18 protein-coding genes and 3 pseudogenes are annotated in these 20,110 nt (G+C 34.0%); 15 read left to right on the top strand and 6 right to left on the bottom strand.

Translation table 11 applies throughout. From position 1 onward, the window contains the following. Nucleotides 1-457: 457 nt before the first annotated feature. Nucleotides 458-1,120, top strand: a complete 663-nt coding sequence (locus AC3WVZ_RS18555) for a YkyA family protein (RefSeq protein WP_000922498.1) — start codon at nt 458-460, stop codon at nt 1,118-1,120. A gap of 31 nt (nt 1,121-1,151) precedes the next feature. Here the strand turns inward: AC3WVZ_RS18555 and AC3WVZ_RS18550 are convergent, their stop codons facing one another. Continuing rightward, entirely contained in the window at nt 1,152-1,610 is a 459-nt protein-coding gene (locus AC3WVZ_RS18550) for a YkyB family protein (protein WP_000804864.1), read from the bottom strand. Between the two features lie 141 nt (nt 1,611-1,751). Between AC3WVZ_RS18550 and AC3WVZ_RS18545 the strand changes: the two genes are divergently transcribed. Further along, nucleotides 1,752-3,326: a Ppx/GppA family phosphatase gene (locus AC3WVZ_RS18545; RefSeq protein WP_002198132.1), complete on the top strand. Its 1,575-nt coding sequence runs from the start codon at nt 1,752-1,754 to the stop codon at nt 3,324-3,326. A gap of 109 nt (nt 3,327-3,435) precedes the next feature. Continuing rightward, a pseudogene (locus AC3WVZ_RS18540) lies at nt 3,436-5,545 on the top strand (polyphosphate kinase). Nucleotides 5,546-5,678: 133 nt separating this feature from the next. Here AC3WVZ_RS18540 and AC3WVZ_RS18535 read toward each other — a convergent pair. The 3 genes and pseudogenes from AC3WVZ_RS18535 to AC3WVZ_RS18525 form a co-directional block, all read right to left on the bottom strand. Next, a pseudogene (locus AC3WVZ_RS18535) lies at nt 5,679-7,048 on the bottom strand (IS1182-like element ISBth7 family transposase); the annotation flags it as partial. Nucleotides 7,049-7,296: 248 nt separating this feature from the next. Beyond that, nucleotides 7,297-7,533 carry a hypothetical protein gene (locus AC3WVZ_RS18530; RefSeq protein WP_030027733.1) on the bottom strand — a complete coding sequence of 79 codons (237 nt, stop codon included), beginning with the start codon at nt 7,531-7,533 and terminating at the stop codon, nt 7,297-7,299. Nucleotides 7,534-7,630: 97 nt separating this feature from the next. Continuing rightward, on the bottom strand, nt 7,631-8,488 hold the full coding sequence (locus tag AC3WVZ_RS18525; protein WP_002026257.1) for a metallophosphoesterase: 858 nt from the start codon (nt 8,486-8,488) through the stop codon (nt 7,631-7,633). A 232-nt stretch (nt 8,489-8,720) separates the two neighbouring features. Between AC3WVZ_RS18525 and fadH the strand changes: the two genes are divergently transcribed. The 3 genes from fadH (at nt 8,721) to AC3WVZ_RS18510 (ending at nt 11,629) form a co-directional block, all read left to right on the top strand. Next, nucleotides 8,721-9,485, top strand: coding sequence for a 2,4-dienoyl-CoA reductase (gene fadH, locus AC3WVZ_RS18520; protein WP_000660913.1), 765 nt, complete (start codon nt 8,721-8,723; stop codon nt 9,483-9,485). A 255-nt stretch (nt 9,486-9,740) separates the two neighbouring features. Next, a complete protein-coding gene (locus AC3WVZ_RS18515; protein WP_000564306.1) occupies nt 9,741-10,958 on the top strand; it encodes an EAL domain-containing protein in 1,218 nt (405 codons plus the stop codon). A gap of 182 nt (nt 10,959-11,140) precedes the next feature. Further along, on the top strand, nt 11,141-11,629 hold the full coding sequence (locus AC3WVZ_RS18510; RefSeq protein ID WP_001233804.1) for a DUF3993 domain-containing protein: 489 nt from the start codon (nt 11,141-11,143) through the stop codon (nt 11,627-11,629). 178 nt (nt 11,630-11,807) lie between these two features. Here AC3WVZ_RS18510 and AC3WVZ_RS18505 read toward each other — a convergent pair. Then, a pseudogene (locus AC3WVZ_RS18505) lies at nt 11,808-13,177 on the bottom strand (IS1182-like element ISBth7 family transposase); the annotation flags it as partial. 103 nt (nt 13,178-13,280) lie between these two features. Continuing rightward, on the bottom strand, nt 13,281-13,517 hold the full coding sequence (locus AC3WVZ_RS18500; RefSeq protein ID WP_000717875.1) for a glutaredoxin family protein: 237 nt from the start codon (nt 13,515-13,517) through the stop codon (nt 13,281-13,283). Between the two features lie 233 nt (nt 13,518-13,750). On the opposite strand from AC3WVZ_RS18500, the gene AC3WVZ_RS18495 reads away from it, so the two are divergent. From AC3WVZ_RS18495 to AC3WVZ_RS18455, 9 genes are all read left to right on the top strand, one after another. Continuing rightward, on the top strand, nt 13,751-13,987 hold the full coding sequence (locus AC3WVZ_RS18495; protein ID WP_000055151.1) for a YkuJ family protein: 237 nt from the start codon (nt 13,751-13,753) through the stop codon (nt 13,985-13,987). Between the two features lie 241 nt (nt 13,988-14,228). Continuing rightward, nucleotides 14,229-14,378, top strand: coding sequence for a hypothetical protein (locus AC3WVZ_RS18490; protein ID WP_000440540.1), 150 nt, complete (start codon nt 14,229-14,231; stop codon nt 14,376-14,378). 74 nt (nt 14,379-14,452) lie between these two features. Continuing rightward, on the top strand, nt 14,453-14,971 hold the full coding sequence (locus AC3WVZ_RS18485; protein WP_000348488.1) for a ribonuclease H-like YkuK family protein: 519 nt from the start codon (nt 14,453-14,455) through the stop codon (nt 14,969-14,971). Nucleotides 14,972-15,091: 120 nt separating this feature from the next. Next, a complete protein-coding gene (abbA, locus tag AC3WVZ_RS18480) occupies nt 15,092-15,283 on the top strand; it encodes an antirepressor AbbA (protein ID WP_001188692.1) in 192 nt (63 codons plus the stop codon). 168 nt (nt 15,284-15,451) lie between these two features. Then, nucleotides 15,452-15,895 carry a cyclic-di-AMP-binding protein CbpB gene (cbpB, locus tag AC3WVZ_RS18475; RefSeq protein ID WP_000623579.1) on the top strand — a complete coding sequence of 148 codons (444 nt, stop codon included), beginning with the start codon at nt 15,452-15,454 and terminating at the stop codon, nt 15,893-15,895. 175 nt (nt 15,896-16,070) lie between these two features. Next, nucleotides 16,071-16,955 (top strand): transcriptional regulator CcpC, encoded by an 885-nt coding sequence (gene ccpC, locus AC3WVZ_RS18470; RefSeq protein ID WP_002026259.1) that lies wholly within the window; start codon nt 16,071-16,073, stop codon nt 16,953-16,955. Between the two features lie 71 nt (nt 16,956-17,026). Beyond that, the gene (dapD, locus tag AC3WVZ_RS18465) at nt 17,027-17,749 is read left to right on the top strand and encodes a 2,3,4,5-tetrahydropyridine-2,6-dicarboxylate N-acetyltransferase (RefSeq protein ID WP_000783241.1); all 723 of its coding nucleotides are present in this window, start codon (nt 17,027-17,029) and stop codon (nt 17,747-17,749) included. Between the two features lie 63 nt (nt 17,750-17,812). Next, nucleotides 17,813-18,943, top strand: a complete 1,131-nt coding sequence (locus tag AC3WVZ_RS18460) for an N-acetyldiaminopimelate deacetylase (RefSeq protein WP_000218672.1) — start codon at nt 17,813-17,815, stop codon at nt 18,941-18,943. Nucleotides 18,944-19,189: 246 nt separating this feature from the next. Further along, nucleotides 19,190-20,056: a cytochrome c oxidase assembly protein gene (locus AC3WVZ_RS18455; RefSeq protein WP_001167324.1), complete on the top strand. Its 867-nt coding sequence runs from the start codon at nt 19,190-19,192 to the stop codon at nt 20,054-20,056. Nucleotides 20,057-20,110 lie beyond the last annotated feature (54 nt).

The following is a 20,110-nucleotide window of genomic DNA, read 5'->3' as shown; positions in this document are numbered from 1 at the left end:
TGTTTTATTTTAAAAGTGTAGAGGAAAGCAAGCTCTACACTTTTCCTTTTTAGGAAATGAAAAGAATATTTGTAAGTTGTTGCGAGATATCGATTGTACTGTGTAAAATGAACAAAGAGATTAATTGATAGAAAGCTGGAAAGGGAATGATAGACGTGAGAGCGGAGCGATCACCTTTTATCAGGTGAACTATTATAGTCTTATTAAGACTGAGGTGAAATTCCGTGGATATTAAAGTAATACATAGTGTGAACAGGCCTTAAAAAACACGAAGTAGTATACTTAAAAATGGATATGGAATTGCTAAATAATTCAAAAAGAATAATGTAATATCAAGTAATAATTTGTACAAACAATATTAATGATCTTCGTAAAAAAGATGCGAGTGTATAGAACAATTACATATTTTATAACTTTTTTATATTACACGATGGTCGTTTATAAGTAGGAGGAAGAGATGTTGAAATATAGTAAATTAGCAATTGTAACTACATTATCAATGATTTTATTAGCCGGTTGTTTCGGTCCGAAACCAGAAGAAGAATTATATGTAGCGTTTGAAAACGCTGCTAAACAAGAAAAAACAATGTTTGAAGATGCAAAAAAACTTGAGACTTTAGAGAAAGAAGGACAAGAATTATATAACCAGATTGTTCAAGAAGGAAAAGATAATAATCAAACTGTTAAAGAAAAACTGAATCAAGCAGTGAAAAATACAACTGAACGAGAAAAAGTGCTTACAAAAGAAAAAGAAGTTTTAAATAAAGCGCAAGAAGAAGTGAAGTCAGCTGATAAGTATGTGAAGAAAATTGAAGATAAGAAATTGAAAGATCAAGCTGATAAAGTGAAAAGCACGTATGAGAAACGCCACGATTCATTTAATAAAATGTATGACAGCTATAACAAATCTTTAAAACAAGAAAAAGAGTTATATACAATGTTACAAGATAAAGGTACTAAATTAAAAGATATTAGTGAAAAAGTAAAAGTAGTAAATCAATCTTATAAGGATATTGAGTCAGAAAAAGATAAATTTAATGAATTTACAAAGTCTTATAATACAGAAAAAGTAGCTTTTTATAAACAAGCAAATATTAAAATTAAAGAAGAGAAAAAATAAAACAGTTTGGCCTACACTTGGCCAAACTGTTTTATTTTTTTGTATAAGTACGACTATACCATGGAACAGGCTCACTTAATTTTTTTTCTTGTTTTAATGCTTCAGGACCAATATAATCTTGAAGTGTTTTTTTTGCTACTGTTAAAGATAAGGTTGTTTTCGGATTTCGATAGGAGGATTCAAGATGACCAAGATGCGGTAGAATTCGAAAATCTTCTTTCGTAGGAGGGATGTGGAAAAAATAATCGCCTAAACGTATAAGGACATCAGATTGTTGTTGGCTAAAACGTGGGTTTCTAGAAAAATGCAATCCTTCTTTAATTGCTTTTTTTTCAGCAATCAAACGTTCTAAAGCTGTCTTTTTTAACCAGTATAAATATTTAGGATTAGTAGCTGCTTTAGCATGACGATTCACAACGAAAATAGATTGAGCTAGTCGATTAATAGAATGTTGGTTTTGTAATTGAGATTGTGGTTGTGAAGGTTTCATATTGAATCTCCTTTCAATTTTTCATTATTATACCATAAATAAAATAGGTATTTATTATACGCAAAAAGTGATTGTATATATTTTCAATATTAAAGCAATATTGTTACAAAAAACAACTATTTTGTATAATAGTCATAAAATATGTTTTTGAAATTTGATAATGAAAGAGTGAGAAGTTTGAAAGAAATATTAAAACAACAGTATGCCATTATAGATATTGGATCTAATACAATGCGTTTAGTTATTTATGAAAAGCAAAATGGAGGTTTTTATAAAGAGATTGAAAATACGAAAGTTGTTGCTAGGTTAAGGAATTACTTAATTGATGGTGTATTGAATGAAGAGGGAATAGAAGTATTATTACAGACATTATTTCAATTTCAAGAAAGTACAAGATTCCATCAGTTGCATCATGTACTTTGTGTTGCAACAGCAACAATTAGACAGTCGGAGAATCAAGAGGAAATTAAAAAGCTTGTTGAAGGACAAACGGACTTTACTCTTAGAGTATTATCAGAGTATGAGGAAGCGCGTTACGGATACCTGGCGGTTATGAATTCTACATCGTTTTCAGAAGGAATAACGGTAGATATTGGTGGGGGAAGTACGGAAGTTACATACTTTAGAAATAGAGAGATTTTAGAGTACCATAGTTTTCCTTTTGGGGCACTTTCTTTAAAGCAACAATTTATTAAAGGTGATATTCCTACTAAAGATGAGTTAGAGGGAATGCAACAGTATTTAGAGTTTCAATTTCGAACGTTACCATGGTTAATCAATAAGAAATTGCCTCTTATTGCAATTGGTGGTAGTGCTAGGAACTTAGTAAAAATCCATCAAAATTTAATATGTTATCCTATAGCAGGATTACATTTATACAAGATGAAAGAAGAAGATGTTGAAAGTGTAAAAGAGGAATTGGAAAAATTGTCGTTCATAGAACTTCAGAAATTGGAAGGATTAGCAAAAGATCGAGCAGATACGATTATTCCAGCGGTTGAAGTATTTCATACACTTGTTCATGTTATAGAGGCACCGGCATTTGTATTAAGTAGAAAAGGGTTAAGAGAAGGTGTTTTCTATGAAGAGTTGACAAAAGATTTGGGGATTTCATATTATCCGAACGTAGTTGAAGAAAGTTTGCATTTACTATCACATGAATACGAAATGGACATGGAATTTGTTATTCAACTTATTAAACATGGAAGACTAATTTGCAAACAACTTGAGGAAATAGGGCTTATTTCTATGTCAGTAAAAGACTGGGAAGTGTTCCATCAAGCTGCGAAAGTATTTAATATAGGCAAATATATAGACGAAGAAGCAAGCCGTTTACATACGTTTTATTTATTAGCGAATAAGACAATTGATGGCATGATGCATAAAGATCGAGTAAGGCTAGCGCTTATTGCATCGTATAAATCAAAAATGTTATTTAAACAACATTTATCTCCATTTGAAGGTTGGTTTGATAAAAGCGAACAAAAAAAAATCCGCCTGTTAGGAGCTGTTTTACAATTTTCAGCTACTTTAAATGTAAGGCAACGATCGCTTATTGATACCATATCTATAACAGAAAGCGAAGAGGGATTAACGTTTAAAGTTTTATGTGAACAATCGGCATTAGCAGAAAAAGTACAAGCTGAAAAACAAAAAAAACAGTTAGAAAGAGTATTAAAAACGAATATTAATTTATTATTTGAACTAAAACATTAGGGTTGTACGGATGTCTTTACGAAAAATTTACACTTTGTAATATTGTAATTTGATAAAATGAAATTAACTAAATTATAGTAAAAAAGTTTCAAGGGGAAGTGTGAAGAGAATGGAATTATTGAAGGGGAATGCAGTAAATTTAAATGATACAGCTTATTACAATAATCGAGAGTTAAGTTGGTTAGCATTTAATGAACGTGTCTTACAAGAAGCGCAAGATGCAAATAATCCACTTTTGGAAAGATTGAAATTTATTAGTATTTTTAGTTCGAATTTAGATGAATTTTTTATGGTACGTGTAGCGGGATTAAAGGATCAAGTGAGTGCTGGATTTAATCAACCAGAAAATAAAGCTGGCTTAACACCGAAAAAGCAATTAAATAAAATTGCGATAAAAGCCCATGCACTAATGACAGTACAATATGATACATTTAAAAATTATGTATTACCAGCGCTTGAGTTAGAGGGAATTGAACGTTTAACATTCAATGATTTGACGAAAGAGCAGCGAGAATTTATAGAAGAGTATTTTGACGAGCAAATTTTTCCGGTGTTAACTCCTGTAGCTATTGATGCATATCGCCCATTTCCAATGTTATTAAACAAAAGTTTGAATTTGGCTACTCTTTTATATGATGAGAAGCAAGCAGAAGAAGAAAACAGGACGAAGTTAGGGATTGTGCAAGTTCCTTCATTACTTGAGCGCTTCATAATTTTACCGAGTGAAGGGCAAAAGCATAAATTTATTTTATTAGAAGACGTAATTAGTAGCTTTACTCATAAATTATTTACGGGATATACAGTATCATCTGTTACTCGTTTCCGTATTACACGCAATGCAGATTTAACGATTCATGAAGAAGGTGCGAGAGATTTATTAAAGGTAATTGAAAAAGAATTAAAAAAGCGTAAGTGGGGGGCTGCTGTACGTTTAGAAGTTGGGAAAGAACACATTGATGAAAAGAGTATTAGCATTATTATATGAGGTTCTGGAAGTAAAAGATGAAGATGTATATATAATGGATGGCCCATTAGATTTAACATGTTTGTTTTCTTTATATAAAAAACTAGCTCCTTTATATGAACATCTTGTATATCCAGCTCTTATTCCGCAACCGCCTCAAGATTTAGGTGATGAAGAAGATGTATTTGAAAAAGCAATTGAGCATGATATTTTATTACATCATCCTTTTGAATCATTTCAGCCGGTAGTTGATTTTGTCCGTGATGCGGCAGACGATCCGAATGTACTTGCGATTAAACAAACGTTATATCGTGTAAGTGGTGATTCACCGATTATTCAGGCGTTAAAGATAGCGGCTGAAAAGGGAAAACAAGTGACGGTATTAGTTGAATTAAAGGCAAGGTTTGATGAAGAAAACAATGTTCACTGGGCTAAAGAATTGGAACAGGCAGGCTGTCATGTTATTTACGGTGTCAGTCACTTGAAAACACATAGTAAAATTACGCTAGTTGTAAGGAGAAAAAACGGAAAAATCGAAAGGTTCGTACATCTCGGAACTGGGAACTATAATGATGCAACAGCGAAGTTATATACTGATTTTGGATATATTACATCAAGAAAAGATTTTGGGGTCGATGCAACCAATTTCTTTAATTATTTAAGTGGTTATACAACAAAGCCACATTTTCATCATTTATCGGTTGCTCCATTTGATATAAGAGAGCAATTTATGGATTTAATAGATGAAGAAATCCGTTATCATAGGCAATATGGAAATGGATATATTATCGCTAAGATGAATTCATTAACAGATAAACCGTTAATAAAAAAAATGTACGAAGCATCACAAGCTGGAGTAAAGGTAGAGCTCATTGTTCGAGGAACATGTTGCCTACGACCTGGTATTCCAAATGTAAGTGAAAATATTCGTGTAGTTAGTGTTGTTGGAAGATATTTAGAACATAGCCGTATTTATTATTTCCATCATAATGGGGAGGAGAAAATATATTTATCTTCAGCTGATTTGATGACGCGAAATATGGAGAAGCGAGTGGAAATATCTTTCCCGATATTAGATATTGAAATGAAGGCACGAATTAAGGCGATTTTACAGCTTATATTAGCTGATAATGTGAAAACACGTGAACAAAATAAAGATGGTGATTACTATTATGTTATTAATGGTAGTACAGAAGAAATTGATAGCCAAGTGAAGTTGTTTAAGATGGCGTATCAAAATACAGACGCTGAATAATGAAAAAAAGTAAAAACCTCTTATGTCCATAAGAGGTTTTTCAGAGTGTTGGGAAACCCTTTAGGGTTCCCAACACTCTGGAATCTTTTTTGATTTTAGCGAATAAAAACAACATAAAATAATAGAATTTTAAAAAATAGCCCTCCACCTGACCCTTTTTGGTCAGGTGGAGGGCTATTTTTTTCATGTTTTGACAAGCTGCGGTGAGATAAGCTTGCATTTGGACAGACTTCAGCCCTCGAAACCGGGCATAGCGGTAGCCATGTAGTTCTTTGGCGTCTGCAAAGCTTCGCTCTATAGTGGAACAGCGTACTTTATACAACCTTTTCCCTGTAGCTGTTAGCTTGTTTTTTCTAGCAATATCCTTATATTTCTCCCACACATGATGAGTGATAACTTTTTGTTTTTGTTTCTTTGAAAAGCACACCTCACGTAACGGACAAACAGCGCAGTCTTCTGGATTCGATTTGTATTGACGGTATCCTTCACGATCAGTTGTTACATATTCTAGAATACATCCCATCGGACAAGCGAAAACATTCATTTCTTCTACATATTTAAATTGGCTTTTCGGTACTTCTTTATTCCGTTTTCCAAATCGGCGATACCCCATCACCATAAATATATTCCGTTCTGATAGTTTCTTACAGATATATCCTGTAAAATAGCCAGCATCAAGGGCAACAGCTTCTACTTTGAAGTCGAATTTATCAATCTGAGCTTGGAGGCGTGCTAAATACGGCTCGGAATCTGCCATATTTCCAGCCGTTACATAGGTATCTGTAATAATATTGTACTTCGCATCAGTCGTACGATGATCCAAGAAATGAAAACCATTTGGTTTTCCATCTCTCATTAAAAATCCACTATCTGGATCCGTTGTACTTATACGAGTTTTTTTGGTAGGGGTATCACTTTCCTTTCTAGGTTTTAATTCTTTTTTCCATGTACCTCACGATCTTCGATTACCGCAGCTTCTAGCTCGTCTATATAAAACTTTGCTTTTTCTTTTTTATATTTATGTACAAATTTATTTTTATTGGCATTGGCCTTAATATGTGTAGAATCTGTCATCAGTGCACGTCCTCCTACCATCCGGTGCTCCGTCGCTTGTCTCACAATCTCATCAAAAATTTCTTCGAAAATATTTGTATGAATAAAACGAGTACGACGATTCCAACTGATTGTAGAGTGATCCGGAATAGTATCCGATAGAGAAAACCCTAAAAACCAACGGTAGGCAATATTCGTTTTAATTTCCTTTTCCAATTGACGCTCAGAACGAATACCGTAAAAATATCCAATAAACATCATCTTAAATAAAACAATAGGATGAATGGACGGGCGTCCATTGTTTTCACAGTAATAAGGGCGTAACTTCTCTTCAATAAAATCAAAACTAATTGTCGCTTCAATTGCACGAAGGAAATGATCTTGTGGAACCAACTCTTCTACAGAAACAGATACACGCTCATCACGATGATTTTTTAAAGCACCCATCATAAAAAATCTCTCCTTTTCCTCTTTTTTATCAGTGTTGACACATAAAAAGAGGTTCAGACACAAAAACAGGCTGTGGAGAAGACTTTCTCCACAGCCTGAAAAACCTCTTATGTCCATAAGAGGTTTTTACTTTTTTCTACTCATATGCTCCAAAAATAGAAGGATGAGTAGAAACAATAGTTTTATTATAAGCGTGTAATGAGATGGCTCGTTGAGAGAATAATATTTGAAAGAATCGTTACTTTAACCTAGTAATAGTAGGGTTGCTGACATGTTCCACCGTAACAAGGATAAGGTGCTGGCGGCGGGAAAGGTGGTGGATAAGGTGGATAAAATGGTCGAGGGCCGAAAGCTAATGCTCCGCCGAGCAATCCACCAGCAATTCCAGCTAGAAAGGGAACGCCAAAAAACGGGAAGAAGCGTGAGTCGCCTACTGGACCAATAGGTGCTGAACGGACTGGAATTGGTTGATAATATGGATACATGAACATACCTCCTTTATTGGACTCACTTTTATCATATGGTAAACGAAACATGGATGAGCGCGTACAAGAAAGGATATGTAAGAAAATAGGCGAATTATTACGAATGTTGGAGTGTGAAAATTGTGATTTCAGGTTTTGACATGAAACGAAATGGGACACGTGTTCTTCCGAGGCCTCGATTGACATAGAGAGTTAAATCCTGCATCGTATAGAAGCCTTCAATATAGTCTTTGGCGAGTGATGGTGTAATAATAGCCCCTAAAAAAGGAATTTGTACTTGTCCGCCATGGCTATGACCAGAAAGTTGCAAGTTGATTGGATATTTGGAAATTTGCGGCGCGATATCTGGCTCGTGAACAAGAACGATGTTATAAGTATTTTGCCGTGCATGTTGTAATGTTTTCTCTATTTTTGGTTTGCCTAGTAGTATATCATCGAGACCGAAAATAGAAATTTCACTATTATCCATTAGACGAATTCTTTTTTTACTATTTAGCAATAGTTCAAATCCTGATTCACGCATGATGTGCTCATAGTATTCAGTTCCATATCCACCGTGATCATGGTTACCATAAATAGCGAATTTACCGAAGGGGGCTTGTATATTTTTTAAAATGGACGCGACAAAAGGAGTGTCAGTATACGTTTGATAATTATCAATGAGATCTCCGGTAAAAAGGACAATATCTGGATTTACAGCATTAATTTTAGAAACAACTTGAGATAAATGTTGAAGCGAGAAATAGTATCCGAGATGTAAATCGCTGAATTGAAGAATTTTCATACCATGAAAACTTTTTGGGATGAGTTGTGATTTTAATGTGTGCTGTGTAAAAGAAATGAAATGGGGTTCTATATATTTAGCATAGTAGTATCCGATGCCACTGGTTATAAATGAATAGAGACAAGTACGCATACCAATTTTTAAAAAATTTCTTCTTGTAATGTGCGTCATAAAAATATGAGTATACCTCAATGTTTTTATTCCATTTACAGGCTACTCAAATCTCCTTTCAGTTTATTTAAAAATATACTTTACATAATAAAAAATTAGTATAGATTACGAAAAAAATGAATAAAAAGAAAGTTCTTTACATTAAAATATCAGAAAAGTTTAAAAATATAAAGATTTCTATTAAATAAAGTGATAAAATGAATGTGTATTCATTTTTTTGGAGGGGATGTATGTGAAAGAAAAGGTAGTTATTATAACAGGTGGATCGAGTGGAATGGGAAAAGGAATGGCGACTCGCTTTGCAAAAGAAGGGGCACGAGTTGTTATTACAGGACGTACAAAAGAAAAACTAGAGGAAACAAAGTTGGAAATTGAACAATTTCCAGGGCAAGTATTACCTGTACAAATGGATGTAAGAAATACGGATGACATTCAGAAAATGATTGAACAGATTGATGAGAAGTTTGGTCGAATTGATGTTTTAATAAATAATGCAGCTGGAAACTTTATTTGTCCAGCAGAAGATTTATCCGTGAATGGCTGGAATTCGGTCATTAATATTGTATTAAACGGTACATTTTACTGTAGCCATGCTGTCGGAAAATATTGGATTGAAAAAGGTATAAAAGGGAATATCATTAACATGGTAGCAACATATGCATGGGATGCAGGTCCAGGAGTTATTCATTCGGCTGCAGCGAAGGCAGGAGTATTAGCGATGACGAAGACGCTCGCTGTTGAGTGGGGACGTAAATATGGAATACGAGTTAACGCTATCGCTCCAGGACCAATTGAACGTACGGGCGGTGCTGATAAATTATGGATTTCAGAAGAAATGGCTAAGCGTACGATACAAAGTGTTCCGCTTGGAAGGCTGGGTACGCCAGAAGAAATCGCTGGTCTAGCTTATTATTTATGCTCAGATGAAGCTGCGTACATAAATGGAACTTGCATGACAATGGATGGAGGACAACATTTACATCAATATCCATTTTAAAAGGGATAAAAAAATGAATGTTTGATTCATTTTTTTACGGTTAAATGTGACGGAATTGTGACATATGAAAGAAAAGTGTTTACAAGAGGTCATATATACGTTATATTTAAGACCTCTTTTTTCTTCATAGTAGAATTGCTAATTCCCCTTAGCATTTTACCCCTCTAATCCCTTCAGGAAAACTGAAGGGATTTTTTATTATTTTTCCGTAAATATCATGTTATAATTTTTGAAAAGTAAAGGGAGGGAAGCACGTTGATAGATGCATTAGATGTAATGAGTAACTTGGATAAAGTCCTTCCTTATTATCAAGCTATTTTTAGTGCTGATGAGCATACTGTAATTGGATATGAAGTAGTAGGACGTATTCAAACAGAAGAGGGCATACAAAGTTTAGCTTCTTTCTTTCACGATGATTCGATTCCAAGTGAATTTCAATTGGAAGCGGATAATATTATAGTAGAAAAAGCTTTAAATCGTTATTTAGAAAGCGATCAAAAATTATTATTATTTATACATCGGAATGCTAATGTATTAATGAATGATGATGATGAAAGCTTGCTTCAACTTTTATTGAGGTATGAAGAACAAGGTTTAAATTTAAAACAAATTGTTTTAGAGATTACAGAGCATGAATGTAAAGAAGATATAGAGCAATTTAATCATTTGCTTATGTATTATCGTACATATGGTATTCAAATTTCGATTAATAAAGTAGGAACGGGTACAAGTAATTTAGAGCGTATTAGCGTGTTAGCACCTGATATTTTAAAAGTAGATTTAACGAACTTAAGGCAAACAGCACTTTTACAATCTTATCAAGATATTTTATATTCTTTATCATTACTTGCTAGAAGAATTGGTGCAACTTTATTATATGAAGAAATAGATGCTTTTTATCAACTGCAATATGCTTGGAAGAACGGCGGAAGATATTATCAAGGTAATTATTTAAAAGAATGTTTACCTGATTTTATTGAAACGAATGTTTTGAAAGAGCGACTAGGTAATGAATGTCATCAGTTTATTCAGCATGAAAAGAAGAAGTTACAAAAAATTTATAATTTAACAGAGATGTTACGCGATCGCATTGGCGATGTTTTATCAAAACAAAAAAAGAATGAAGATATAAATGATTGGTTATTACAATTTAGTCAAAGTGTATCACAGTGTAGTTTTCGTATATTTATTTGTAATGAAGATGGTTTCCAACAATCAGGAAATGTTATGAAAAAAGATGGAGAATGGATTGTGATGCCGGATTATTATATGAAGAACTGGAGCTGGCGCCCGTATTTTCTCGAGAATATAATGAAAATGCGTTTTGAGAATAAGGCGAGGCTTTCAGATTTATATGCAGATATTGAAACGGGAGAAATGGTACGAACATTTTCTTTCCCGATTGATGATGACAACTTTTTATTTATAGATTTATCTTATGAATATTTATATGAAGAAGATGTTTTATTTTAATGCACGAAGAGATTCGTGCATTTTTTGTTTGTTTTTATCATAAATTGGTAATAGTGAAAATGGTGATGAAAATGCTGTCTATCGTTGTAAAGATTTTACGAACGAAATCTGTCCTTTCTTTGCATAATCATTGTTACAATGAATACTACAAAGACAAGTTCTTTTAAAAGGAAGGTGAAAAAATGAGGAAATATGGAATATGGCTTGTTCTATTTGTATGTGTTGCCTTTCTAGTTGGTTATAGTGTTACGACTGTTTTAGGAAAAGAGGAAGTGGAAGTCGATCGGAAAGAAGTATTTACAACGATACAAAAAGGCTATGAAACCCAGTTTTCAATTCGTGGGAAGCATTTGCCGATGAATAAGATGATAGAGACGTTATCACCGTATTTTACAGATAATTTCCTTCAAGTATTTACAGATGAAAATAGCAGAAGTGATAAACAAAGTGGTGAATATTTACTTCCGGCAAAAGAAGCACCGTTTTCTTTTAATTCAGAAACGAAAATGTCGTATGATGAAGAACATAAAAATTTATATGTATATGAGCGGACAAAAAGTGGACAATATCAAATTGTAACATTGAAAAGGGATCAAGATAAATGGAAGTTAGCAGGATATCATGAAAGTCAGGAACTTTTAACTGAAATAAAAAGGTTGCAACAATTATAAAGTGAAACTTTTAATCAGTGGGTGGGAGTTTTACTACCTACAAATAGCGGGATAAGAATAGGAATAGGTATTTACCTATTCCTATTCAGAGTGTTGGGAAACCCTTTAGGGTTCCCAACACTCTGGAATCTTTTTTGATTTTAGCGAATAAAAACAACATAAAATAATAGAATTTTAAAAAATAGCCCTCCACCTGACCCTTTTTGGTCAGGTGGAGGGCTATTTTTTTCATGTTTTGACAAGCTGCGGTGAGATAAGCTTGCATTTGGACAGACTTCAGCCCTCGAAACCGGGCATAGCGGTAGCCATGTAGTTCTTTGGCGTCTGCAAAGCTTCGCTCTATAGTGGAACAGCGTACTTTATACAACCTTTTCCCTGTAGCTGTTAGCTTGTTTTTTCTAGCAATATCCTTATATTTCTCCCACACATGATGAGTGATAACTTTTTGTTTTTGTTTCTTTGAAAAGCACACCTCACGTAACGGACAAACAGCGCAGTCTTCTGGATTCGATTTGTATTGACGGTATCCTTCACGATCAGTTGTTACATATTCTAGAATACATCCCATCGGACAAGCGAAAACATTCATTTCTTCTACATATTTAAATTGGCTTTTCGGTACTTCTTTATTCCGTTTTCCAAATCGGCGATACCCCATCACCATAAATATATTCCGTTCTGATAGTTTCTTACAGATATATCCTGTAAAATAGCCAGCATCAAGGGCAACAGCTTCTACTTTGAAGTCGAATTTATCAATCTGAGCTTGGAGGCGTGCTAAATACGGCTCGGAATCTGCCATATTTCCAGCCGTTACATAGGTATCTGTAATAATATTGTACTTCGCATCAGTCGTACGATGATCCAAGAAATGAAAACCATTTGGTTTTCCATCTCTCATTAAAAATCCACTATCTGGATCCGTTGTACTTATACGAGTTTTTTTGGTAGGGGTATCACTTTCCTTTCTAGGTTTTAATTCTTTTTTCCATGTACCTCACGATCTTCGATTACCGCAGCTTCTAGCTCGTCTATATAAAACTTTGCTTTTTCTTTTTTATATTTATGTACAAATTTATTTTTATTGGCATTGGCCTTAATATGTGTAGAATCTGTCATCAGTGCACGTCCTCCTACCATCCGGTGCTCCGTCGCTTGTCTCACAATCTCATCAAAAATTTCTTCGAAAATATTTGTATGAATAAAACGAGTACGACGATTCCAACTGATTGTAGAGTGATCCGGAATAGTATCCGATAGAGAAAACCCTAAAAACCAACGGTAGGCAATATTCGTTTTAATTTCCTTTTCCAATTGACGCTCAGAACGAATACCGTAAAAATATCCAATAAACATCATCTTAAATAAAACAATAGGATGAATGGACGGGCGTCCATTGTTTTCACAGTAATAAGGGCGTAACTTCTCTTCAATAAAATCAAAACTAATTGTCGCTTCAATTGCACGAAGGAAATGATCTTGTGGAACCAACTCTTCTACAGAAACAGATACACGCTCATCACGATGATTTTTTAAAGCACCCATCATAAAAAATCTCTCCTTTTCCTCTTTTTTATCAGTGTTGACACAAAAACAGGCTGTGGAGAAGACTTTCTCCACAGCCTGAATAGGAATAGGTATTTACCTATTCCTATTCTATATTGAGTAGTTGTTGTAACTTTTCAATTTGAAAACCTGCAACTACTTCGCCATCAATTACGACTGTTGGAGTTGAATAAGAATCATAGTCGTATAAAAGACGATTGCGAGCAGCAGCGTCTTTTTTTACGTCAAATTCTTCATATGCAACGTTATTATGCTTCAAAAATTCTTTTACAATAACACATGGCGGACAATCGGGTTGTGTATAAACCTCAATTTTTTTCATTGTAATTCCTCCTTTTTTCTGTTTTTTATTATATTCTTCCAGTATAAAAACCGCAATAATGAAGGAGAAATATGTTCTTTCTATTTTTTCCTTCGCATTTCGACAAATTTTTAGTTGAGTTTCTGGCCAATAACCTTTATCCTAGAGTGTGGAACATTTTTTCTGTTATGACGGATAGAATGAGTATAGCTGTAAAACCTATTGGTAGGAAGATCAGAGAAAGGAGAGATTTCATGTCTCTACTCCAAGGAATTTTAACTCGACTTGTTAGTCTACAAGAACAAGCTGAAAGCGGTGAAGTAGCACAACGCTATTTTGAAGTGAACGGTGAGCGCAAATGTAGCGTGAAATTTTTCGATAAAAGTGAAATGTATGAGTTAGAAGTGTATCAACAAGGTGAAAAACCTCAAGTATATCAATTCGATAATATCGACATGGTTGCAATTGAGATTTACGATATCATTTCTTGATACATATAAAAAAGGTACTGCCACATGGCAGTACCTTTTTTAGTTCTATTACTTTCTAGCATAATGTATAGAAGTTTTTTATTTTTCCTACAATGGTATTAAAATGAAAATTTAATCCGTGCAAGTTTGCTTATCCATGTGGATAATTAGTCCCGTCAACCGGGTGAATATGTGAAGCTAAACTTCTCACTATCTCTGGGTTTTGCAAATAGCGGGAGAAATATAACTAGGAGGTTATCGTATGGAACGTTTACCAGTTGTGATTTGTCCTAATTGTCAAAGTTCTGCTGAGATTATTCATGTATTAACGGCTCAATCTAATCAAAATGTAATTTATACGTGCCAAGTTTGTCACTTTGTAATTCGAAATATTGAAACGAATAAAGGATAGGAAGTTATAATTTTAGTTTTTGTCCCATACAATGAGAATACGAAAAGTCTGTCTAATTGAAAGGACGTGACTCTGTGGACGGTGCACATAAATTTTACAATGTTTCAGAGAGACATTTAAATTTTGATATGGTCTTTAACCGTATTTGTAGTTTCATTGAAAAGGATCCGCGAAATTTGTATCGATTATCCATTGGGACAGACTCGCAAGCGCATCAAAAGGATACGAGGTTTATTACAGCAATCCATATTCATCGTGTTGGAAAAGGTGCCTGGGGTTGTTTACACCATAAATCAGTAAAAGATAAGCCAGCGACCTTACGTGAGAAAATATATTTAGAAACGCAGTTTAGTCAAGAAATCGCATGTCTATTTACGCCTACTCATATACAAACAATATGGGAGTTATTGCATCCTTATGCTCAAGATGGGGCTGGATTCATAATGGAAATTCATTTAGACATTGGGAATGATGGCTTAACAAAAGAATTTATTTTAGATATGACAGAAAAAATTCGGGCGATGGGATTAACTGCAAAAATTAAGCCGGATGCTTATGCGGCGTTTAGCTATGCAAATCGATATACGAAATGATTTTTTTGTATGTGTACGATTGTTACATATCTTTAAACGAAAACTGAATATTACATCTATTAAATAGGTTGAATTTTTTATATAATAAGAGTAACGATGCGAGTGTAAGGAGAGGGGTATATGCAAAGGGAAGTTGTTTTAACGAAGGAAGAAGAAAGTTTACTACTAGATATTTTATTTCAGCAAAATTACGCAAGTGAAATTTTAGCTGTGGAACTTACAGATATTGAGAATGGTTTGAAACAGACAGATGTGATGCAATATAAAAAAATCACAAGGTTATTTTACAGATTAAAAAATAAAGGGTATTAAGCGCTACCGGAATGGTAGTCTTTTTTTTGTGCGGTATGCTAAAATAGCTGTGTGATTGTATTTTTATTGAAATAAATTTAGGACAAAATAATAATATGAAAACGCTGTCATAAAATGTGAATAGAGTTGTGAACATAAGCAGGAAAAAGGGAAAATGGGGGATGTAATATGATTAGTATTCCGAAAGACGAATTTCAACAAATTCTTGTGAAGGATTTAATGATTTCATCGGAAAAAGTAGCTCATGTCCAAATTGGAAATAGTTTAGAACATGCTTTACTCGTTCTTGTAAAATCTGGATATTCAGCGATACCTGTCTTAGATCCAATGTATAAACTACATGGTTTGATTAGTACTGCCATGATATTAGATGGTATGTTAGGATTAGAACGTATTGAGTTTGAAAGGCTCGATGATATGAAAGTAGAGCAGGTGATGAAAGAAGATATACCTGTTCTTAAATTAGACGATTCATTTGCAAAGGCTTTAGAAATGACAATTGATCATCCTTTTATTTGCGCTGTTAATGAAGAAGGCTATTTTGAGGGGATTTTAACACGTCGGGCTATTTTAAAATTGTTGAATAAGAAAGTAAGGCAACATAATCGATAAAGTGAAAAAAGTGACTTCATAGAAACGAAGAAGTCACTTTTTTTTCGTGCATATCACTTGTGTATGTATTATATTTAAAAAGAAAACATAAGGAAAGTTTGTGCTGGACAATTGTATTTTCTGAATGAAAGCATTCGGGTAAATTAAGGATGAAAAGCTTATTGAAATAAGGTGTATGGAAGCTAAGGAAAGAGGGAGAAAGTTGCAAATTGATGATTTTCAAATGATGGTTGTGTTAGCTCAGGAATCAAATATGAGAAAAGCGGCGGAACGTTTATTTGTTTCCCAACCTGCGCTGAGTCAACGATTACAATCTATGGAGAAACAATGGGGAATGAAGTTTTTTATTCGCTCACAAAAAGGATTGACAATTACACCTGAAGGGGAAAAAGTTGCAAATTATGCCAAAGAAATGTTGCAAAGGGAAGAAGATATAAAAAGTGAGCTGGCTGTTTTCAGAACGGAAACTCATGGAACGTTAAAAATAGCTGTTGCATCAGTTATTGGTCAATATTGGCTCCCTCCTGTTTTGAAAAAGTTTGTGCATAAATATCCTTCTGTAAAGATATCGCTGTTTACTGGATGGAGTAGTGAAGTGCAAAAGCAGTTTTATGAAGGAGACGTGCATGTTGCTATACTGAGGGGAACACAAGAATATAAAGGTCAGAAGCAACAATTATTTGAAGATGAACTGTATTTAGTTGATAAAGAAATAAAAGATATTTCGATGTTAAAAGAAACAAATAGGCCGTTCATTCAATTTAAAAGTGACTCGACTTATTATGGACAAATACAAAATTGGTGGTATGGTTTATTTTCTAATCCGCCTAAGCGAACGATTGTAGTTGACCAAATTGAAACATGTAAACAACTTGTTTTAAATGGTATAGGTTATGCCCTTTTACCTTCTACTGTTTTAAAGGAAGTACAGGAAAATATGTATAAAACACCTGTTCAACTGACGAGAGAAACATGGTTGTTAACAAGTGACTCGGCAAGGCAGTTGAAGCAAGTACAAGCATTTTTAGAAATTATAGAAGAAATTCAAAGGGGAAAATAAGATTATTATCTTGCTACTCGCTCTTTCGTTTGGTAGAGTAACATTATAAATGGATTTAGGAGGCAACAAGAATGAAAATGATGGACGCTAACGAAATTATTTCGTTTATTCAAAAAAGTGAAAAGAAAACTCCTGTAAAGGTATACATAAAAGGGGATTTAAAAGAAGTAACATTCCCTGAAACAGTACAAGCATTTGTGAATAAAAAATCAGGTGTATTATTCGGAGAATGGTCTGAAATTAAGACAATTCTTGATGAGAATAATAAGCACATCGTTGACTACGTTGTAGAAAACGATCGTCGTAATTCTGCAATCCCAATGCTTGATTTAAAAGGTATTAAAGCTCGCATCGAGCCAGGTGCTATTATTCGTGACCATGTTGAAATTGGTGACAACGCTGTAATTATGATGAATGCAACAATTAACATTGGTGCTGTAATTGGTGAAGGTTCTATGATCGACATGAACGCAGTACTTGGTGGACGTGCAACAGTCGGTAAAAACTGTCACGTAGGTGCAGGTGCTGTACTTGCAGGTGTTATTGAGCCACCTTCTGCAAAACCAGTTATCGTTGAAGATGATGTAGTAATCGGTGCAAATGTAGTTGTTTTAGAGGGTGTTACAGTAGGTAAAGGTGCAGTTGTAGCAGCGGGAGCTGTTGTAACAGAAGATGTGCCTCCATACACAGTTGTTGCAGGTACTCCAGCACGTGTAATTAAAGAAATTGATGAGAAGACAAAAGCAAAAACAGAAATTAAACAAGAGCTTCGTCAATTAAACCCAGAGAAATAAAAAGTAAAAAAAGCGTAAGAGCGTAAATGGGCTCTTACGCTTTTTATAGATAGAGGTGCAAAAATGACAGTAAGCAAATTTGTCCAAATTCGTAGAGATCTACATAGAATTCCAGAAATCGGATTTAAGGAATGGAAAACACAACAGTATATTTTAGATTATATAGGAACACTTTCTCATGAATTTGTGGAAGTGAAGACATGGAAAACGGGTGTAATCGTTAAAGTAAATGGAAAAAATCCCGAAAAAATAATAGGTTATCGTGCAGATATAGACGGTTTACCAATTACAGAGGAAACTGGATACGAGTTTGCTTCTATTCATGAAGGAATGATGCATGCATGTGGCCATGATGTACATACAACAATCGGTTTAGGCCTTCTAACGAAAGCTGTGAGCGAAAGAATAGATGATGACCTTGTATTTCTATTCCAGCCAGCAGAAGAAGGACCAGGCGGTGCTCTTCCTATGTTAGAAAGTGAAGAGTTAAAAGAATGGAAACCAAATATAATTCTTGGTCTTCATATTGCACCAGAATACGCTGTGGGGACAATTGCAACGAAAGAAGGACTGTTATTTGCCAATACTTCAGAATTATATATTGATTTAAAAGGGAAAGGTGGCCATGCTGCCTATCCACATACTGCAAATGACATGATTGTTGCAGCGAGTCATCTTGTTACACAGCTTCAATCCGTTATTAGTCGCAATGTAAATCCTCTTGATAGTGCAGTAATTACAATCGGGAAAATTACTGGTGGTACGGTTCAAAATATTATTGCAGAAAAATCTCGTTTAGAAGGAACGATTCGAACATTATCAGTGGAATCAATGAAGCGTGTGAAAAGCAGAATTGAGTCAATTGTTGCAGGTATCGAAGCTTCTTTCCAGTGTGAGGCGATTATAGATTACGGAGCAATGTATCATCAAGTATATAACCATGAAGAGTTAACGAGAGAGTTTATGGAATTTGTACATAAACAAACTGATATGAATGTTATTACATGTACTGAGGCAATGACGGGTGAAGATTTTGGTTATATGCTTCGAGAAATCCCTGGATTTATGTTTTGGCTTGGAGTAAATTCAGAATATGGTTTACATCATGCAAAATTAAAACCAGACGAAGAAGTGATTGAAAAGGCAATTACATTTTTAAGCCAATATGTAAAGTGGAAAGGGAATAGAAAATAAAACTTCCACTTTCTTGAAGGTTCCAAAAAACTTTTTGTTCTGAGGTGTAAGTAACGCTCGTATAGATTGATTTTAGACATTGACATACAAATGGAAGAATTAAAGTTAATTGTACTGTTTTAATAATGAGCAGGGGGGTTAGCCACTGCTCATTATTAATTATTTGACTAACTTATATATGTTTACTTTTAGTATGAAAAGTGTGTAAAATCAATGTGAAACATAGAAAAAAGGGTGGGGAATTACGTGCAAATTAGCAGTGCGATTTTATGTTTCGTCTTATATGCGTACGTTATTATTGCGGCGGTTTATTTTGGGATAAGTTTTTATGCCTATCGTCTAGTAGATAATAATGAATATGACGAAACATACAAATGGGTGAAGAGATATTTATCACCTGTACTAGAAATTATGAATGGGTTTGTGCTCTTTTTATTTATTGGATTAATTGCTTTTTCAACGAGTTTAGTAGGGAATAAAACTACGTTATTTGTATTGGGTATCATTATTTTTATGTTGTTAGGAATAAGGATTGGTAATACGGTCTTTTGGAATGAAAGAAAAGTAGATGGTTGGACGGGAATGTTAATTCCGTGCATGTTAGCTGCAATCGTGACAAATATAGAGCATGAATATTATCAATTACATTTTTGGCTTATTATCGTTTTAACAATTCTTTCTGTTTTGTATATAAGCACAGTAGTACTAACATATATTGCACATGAAAAAGGAGATGTTAAAGGCACTCGTTTCTTTAGAGGACGGGCATTATTTTGGAGTGTGCCGACGATGGTAGTTATCGCGCTTATTGCGATATTAGTAAATGGATATCAATTTTCTAATTGGCAACTATTTTTAGAAAATTGGTGGATCTTTATCTTTTCGTTTATTGCTTTTTTAGGTGCAACGCATTATTTATTCCATCAACATCATTACATATGGGCGTTGTTATTTGCATTCACACAGCTTCTATTTGCCTTTTTTGGTCAAGAAACATTATTATTCGTTTTTGAAACATTTAGTTCTTTTGGAAATATATTTGTATTTGCTATGCTACTTGTTGGTATCGCTTTTTACTTGCAACAATATTTTTATATACAAAAACAAAAATAAGAGCTAATTACAGTTTTTGTGACGCATATAAAGTGTGTTACACTGAAAATAAAT

The sequence above is a fragment of the Bacillus sp. CPT56D-587-MTF genome (assembly GCF_058792335.1).
This window is presented reverse-complemented; position numbering and strand designations above follow the sequence as displayed.

Coding starts and splice junctions, on each gene's coding strand:
- AC3WVZ_RS18510 (WP_001233804.1), top strand. CDS start 11,141: ATGAGGAAATATGGAATATGGCTTGTTCTATTTGTATGTGTTGCCTTT.
- dapD (WP_000783241.1), top strand. CDS start 17,027: ATGAAAATGATGGACGCTAACGAAATTATTTCGTTTATTCAAAAAAGT.
- AC3WVZ_RS18550 (WP_000804864.1), bottom strand. CDS start 1,610: ATGAAACCTTCACAACCACAATCTCAATTACAAAACCAACATTCTATT.
- abbA (WP_001188692.1), top strand. CDS start 15,092: ATGCAAAGGGAAGTTGTTTTAACGAAGGAAGAAGAAAGTTTACTACTA.
- ccpC (WP_002026259.1), top strand. CDS start 16,071: ATGGAAGCTAAGGAAAGAGGGAGAAAGTTGCAAATTGATGATTTTCAA.
- AC3WVZ_RS18555 (WP_000922498.1), top strand. CDS start 458: ATGTTGAAATATAGTAAATTAGCAATTGTAACTACATTATCAATGATT.
- AC3WVZ_RS18530 (WP_030027733.1), bottom strand. CDS start 7,533: ATGTATCCATATTATCAACCAATTCCAGTCCGTTCAGCACCTATTGGT.
- AC3WVZ_RS18490 (WP_000440540.1), top strand. CDS start 14,229: ATGGAACGTTTACCAGTTGTGATTTGTCCTAATTGTCAAAGTTCTGCT.
- AC3WVZ_RS18545 (WP_002198132.1), top strand. CDS start 1,752: ATGTTTTTGAAATTTGATAATGAAAGAGTGAGAAGTTTGAAAGAAATA.
- AC3WVZ_RS18525 (WP_002026257.1), bottom strand. CDS start 8,488: ATGACGCACATTACAAGAAGAAATTTTTTAAAAATTGGTATGCGTACT.
- AC3WVZ_RS18500 (WP_000717875.1), bottom strand. CDS start 13,517: ATGAAAAAAATTGAGGTTTATACACAACCCGATTGTCCGCCATGTGTT.
- cbpB (WP_000623579.1), top strand. CDS start 15,452: ATGATTAGTATTCCGAAAGACGAATTTCAACAAATTCTTGTGAAGGAT.
- AC3WVZ_RS18460 (WP_000218672.1), top strand. CDS start 17,813: ATGACAGTAAGCAAATTTGTCCAAATTCGTAGAGATCTACATAGAATT.
- AC3WVZ_RS18495 (WP_000055151.1), top strand. CDS start 13,751: ATGTCTCTACTCCAAGGAATTTTAACTCGACTTGTTAGTCTACAAGAA.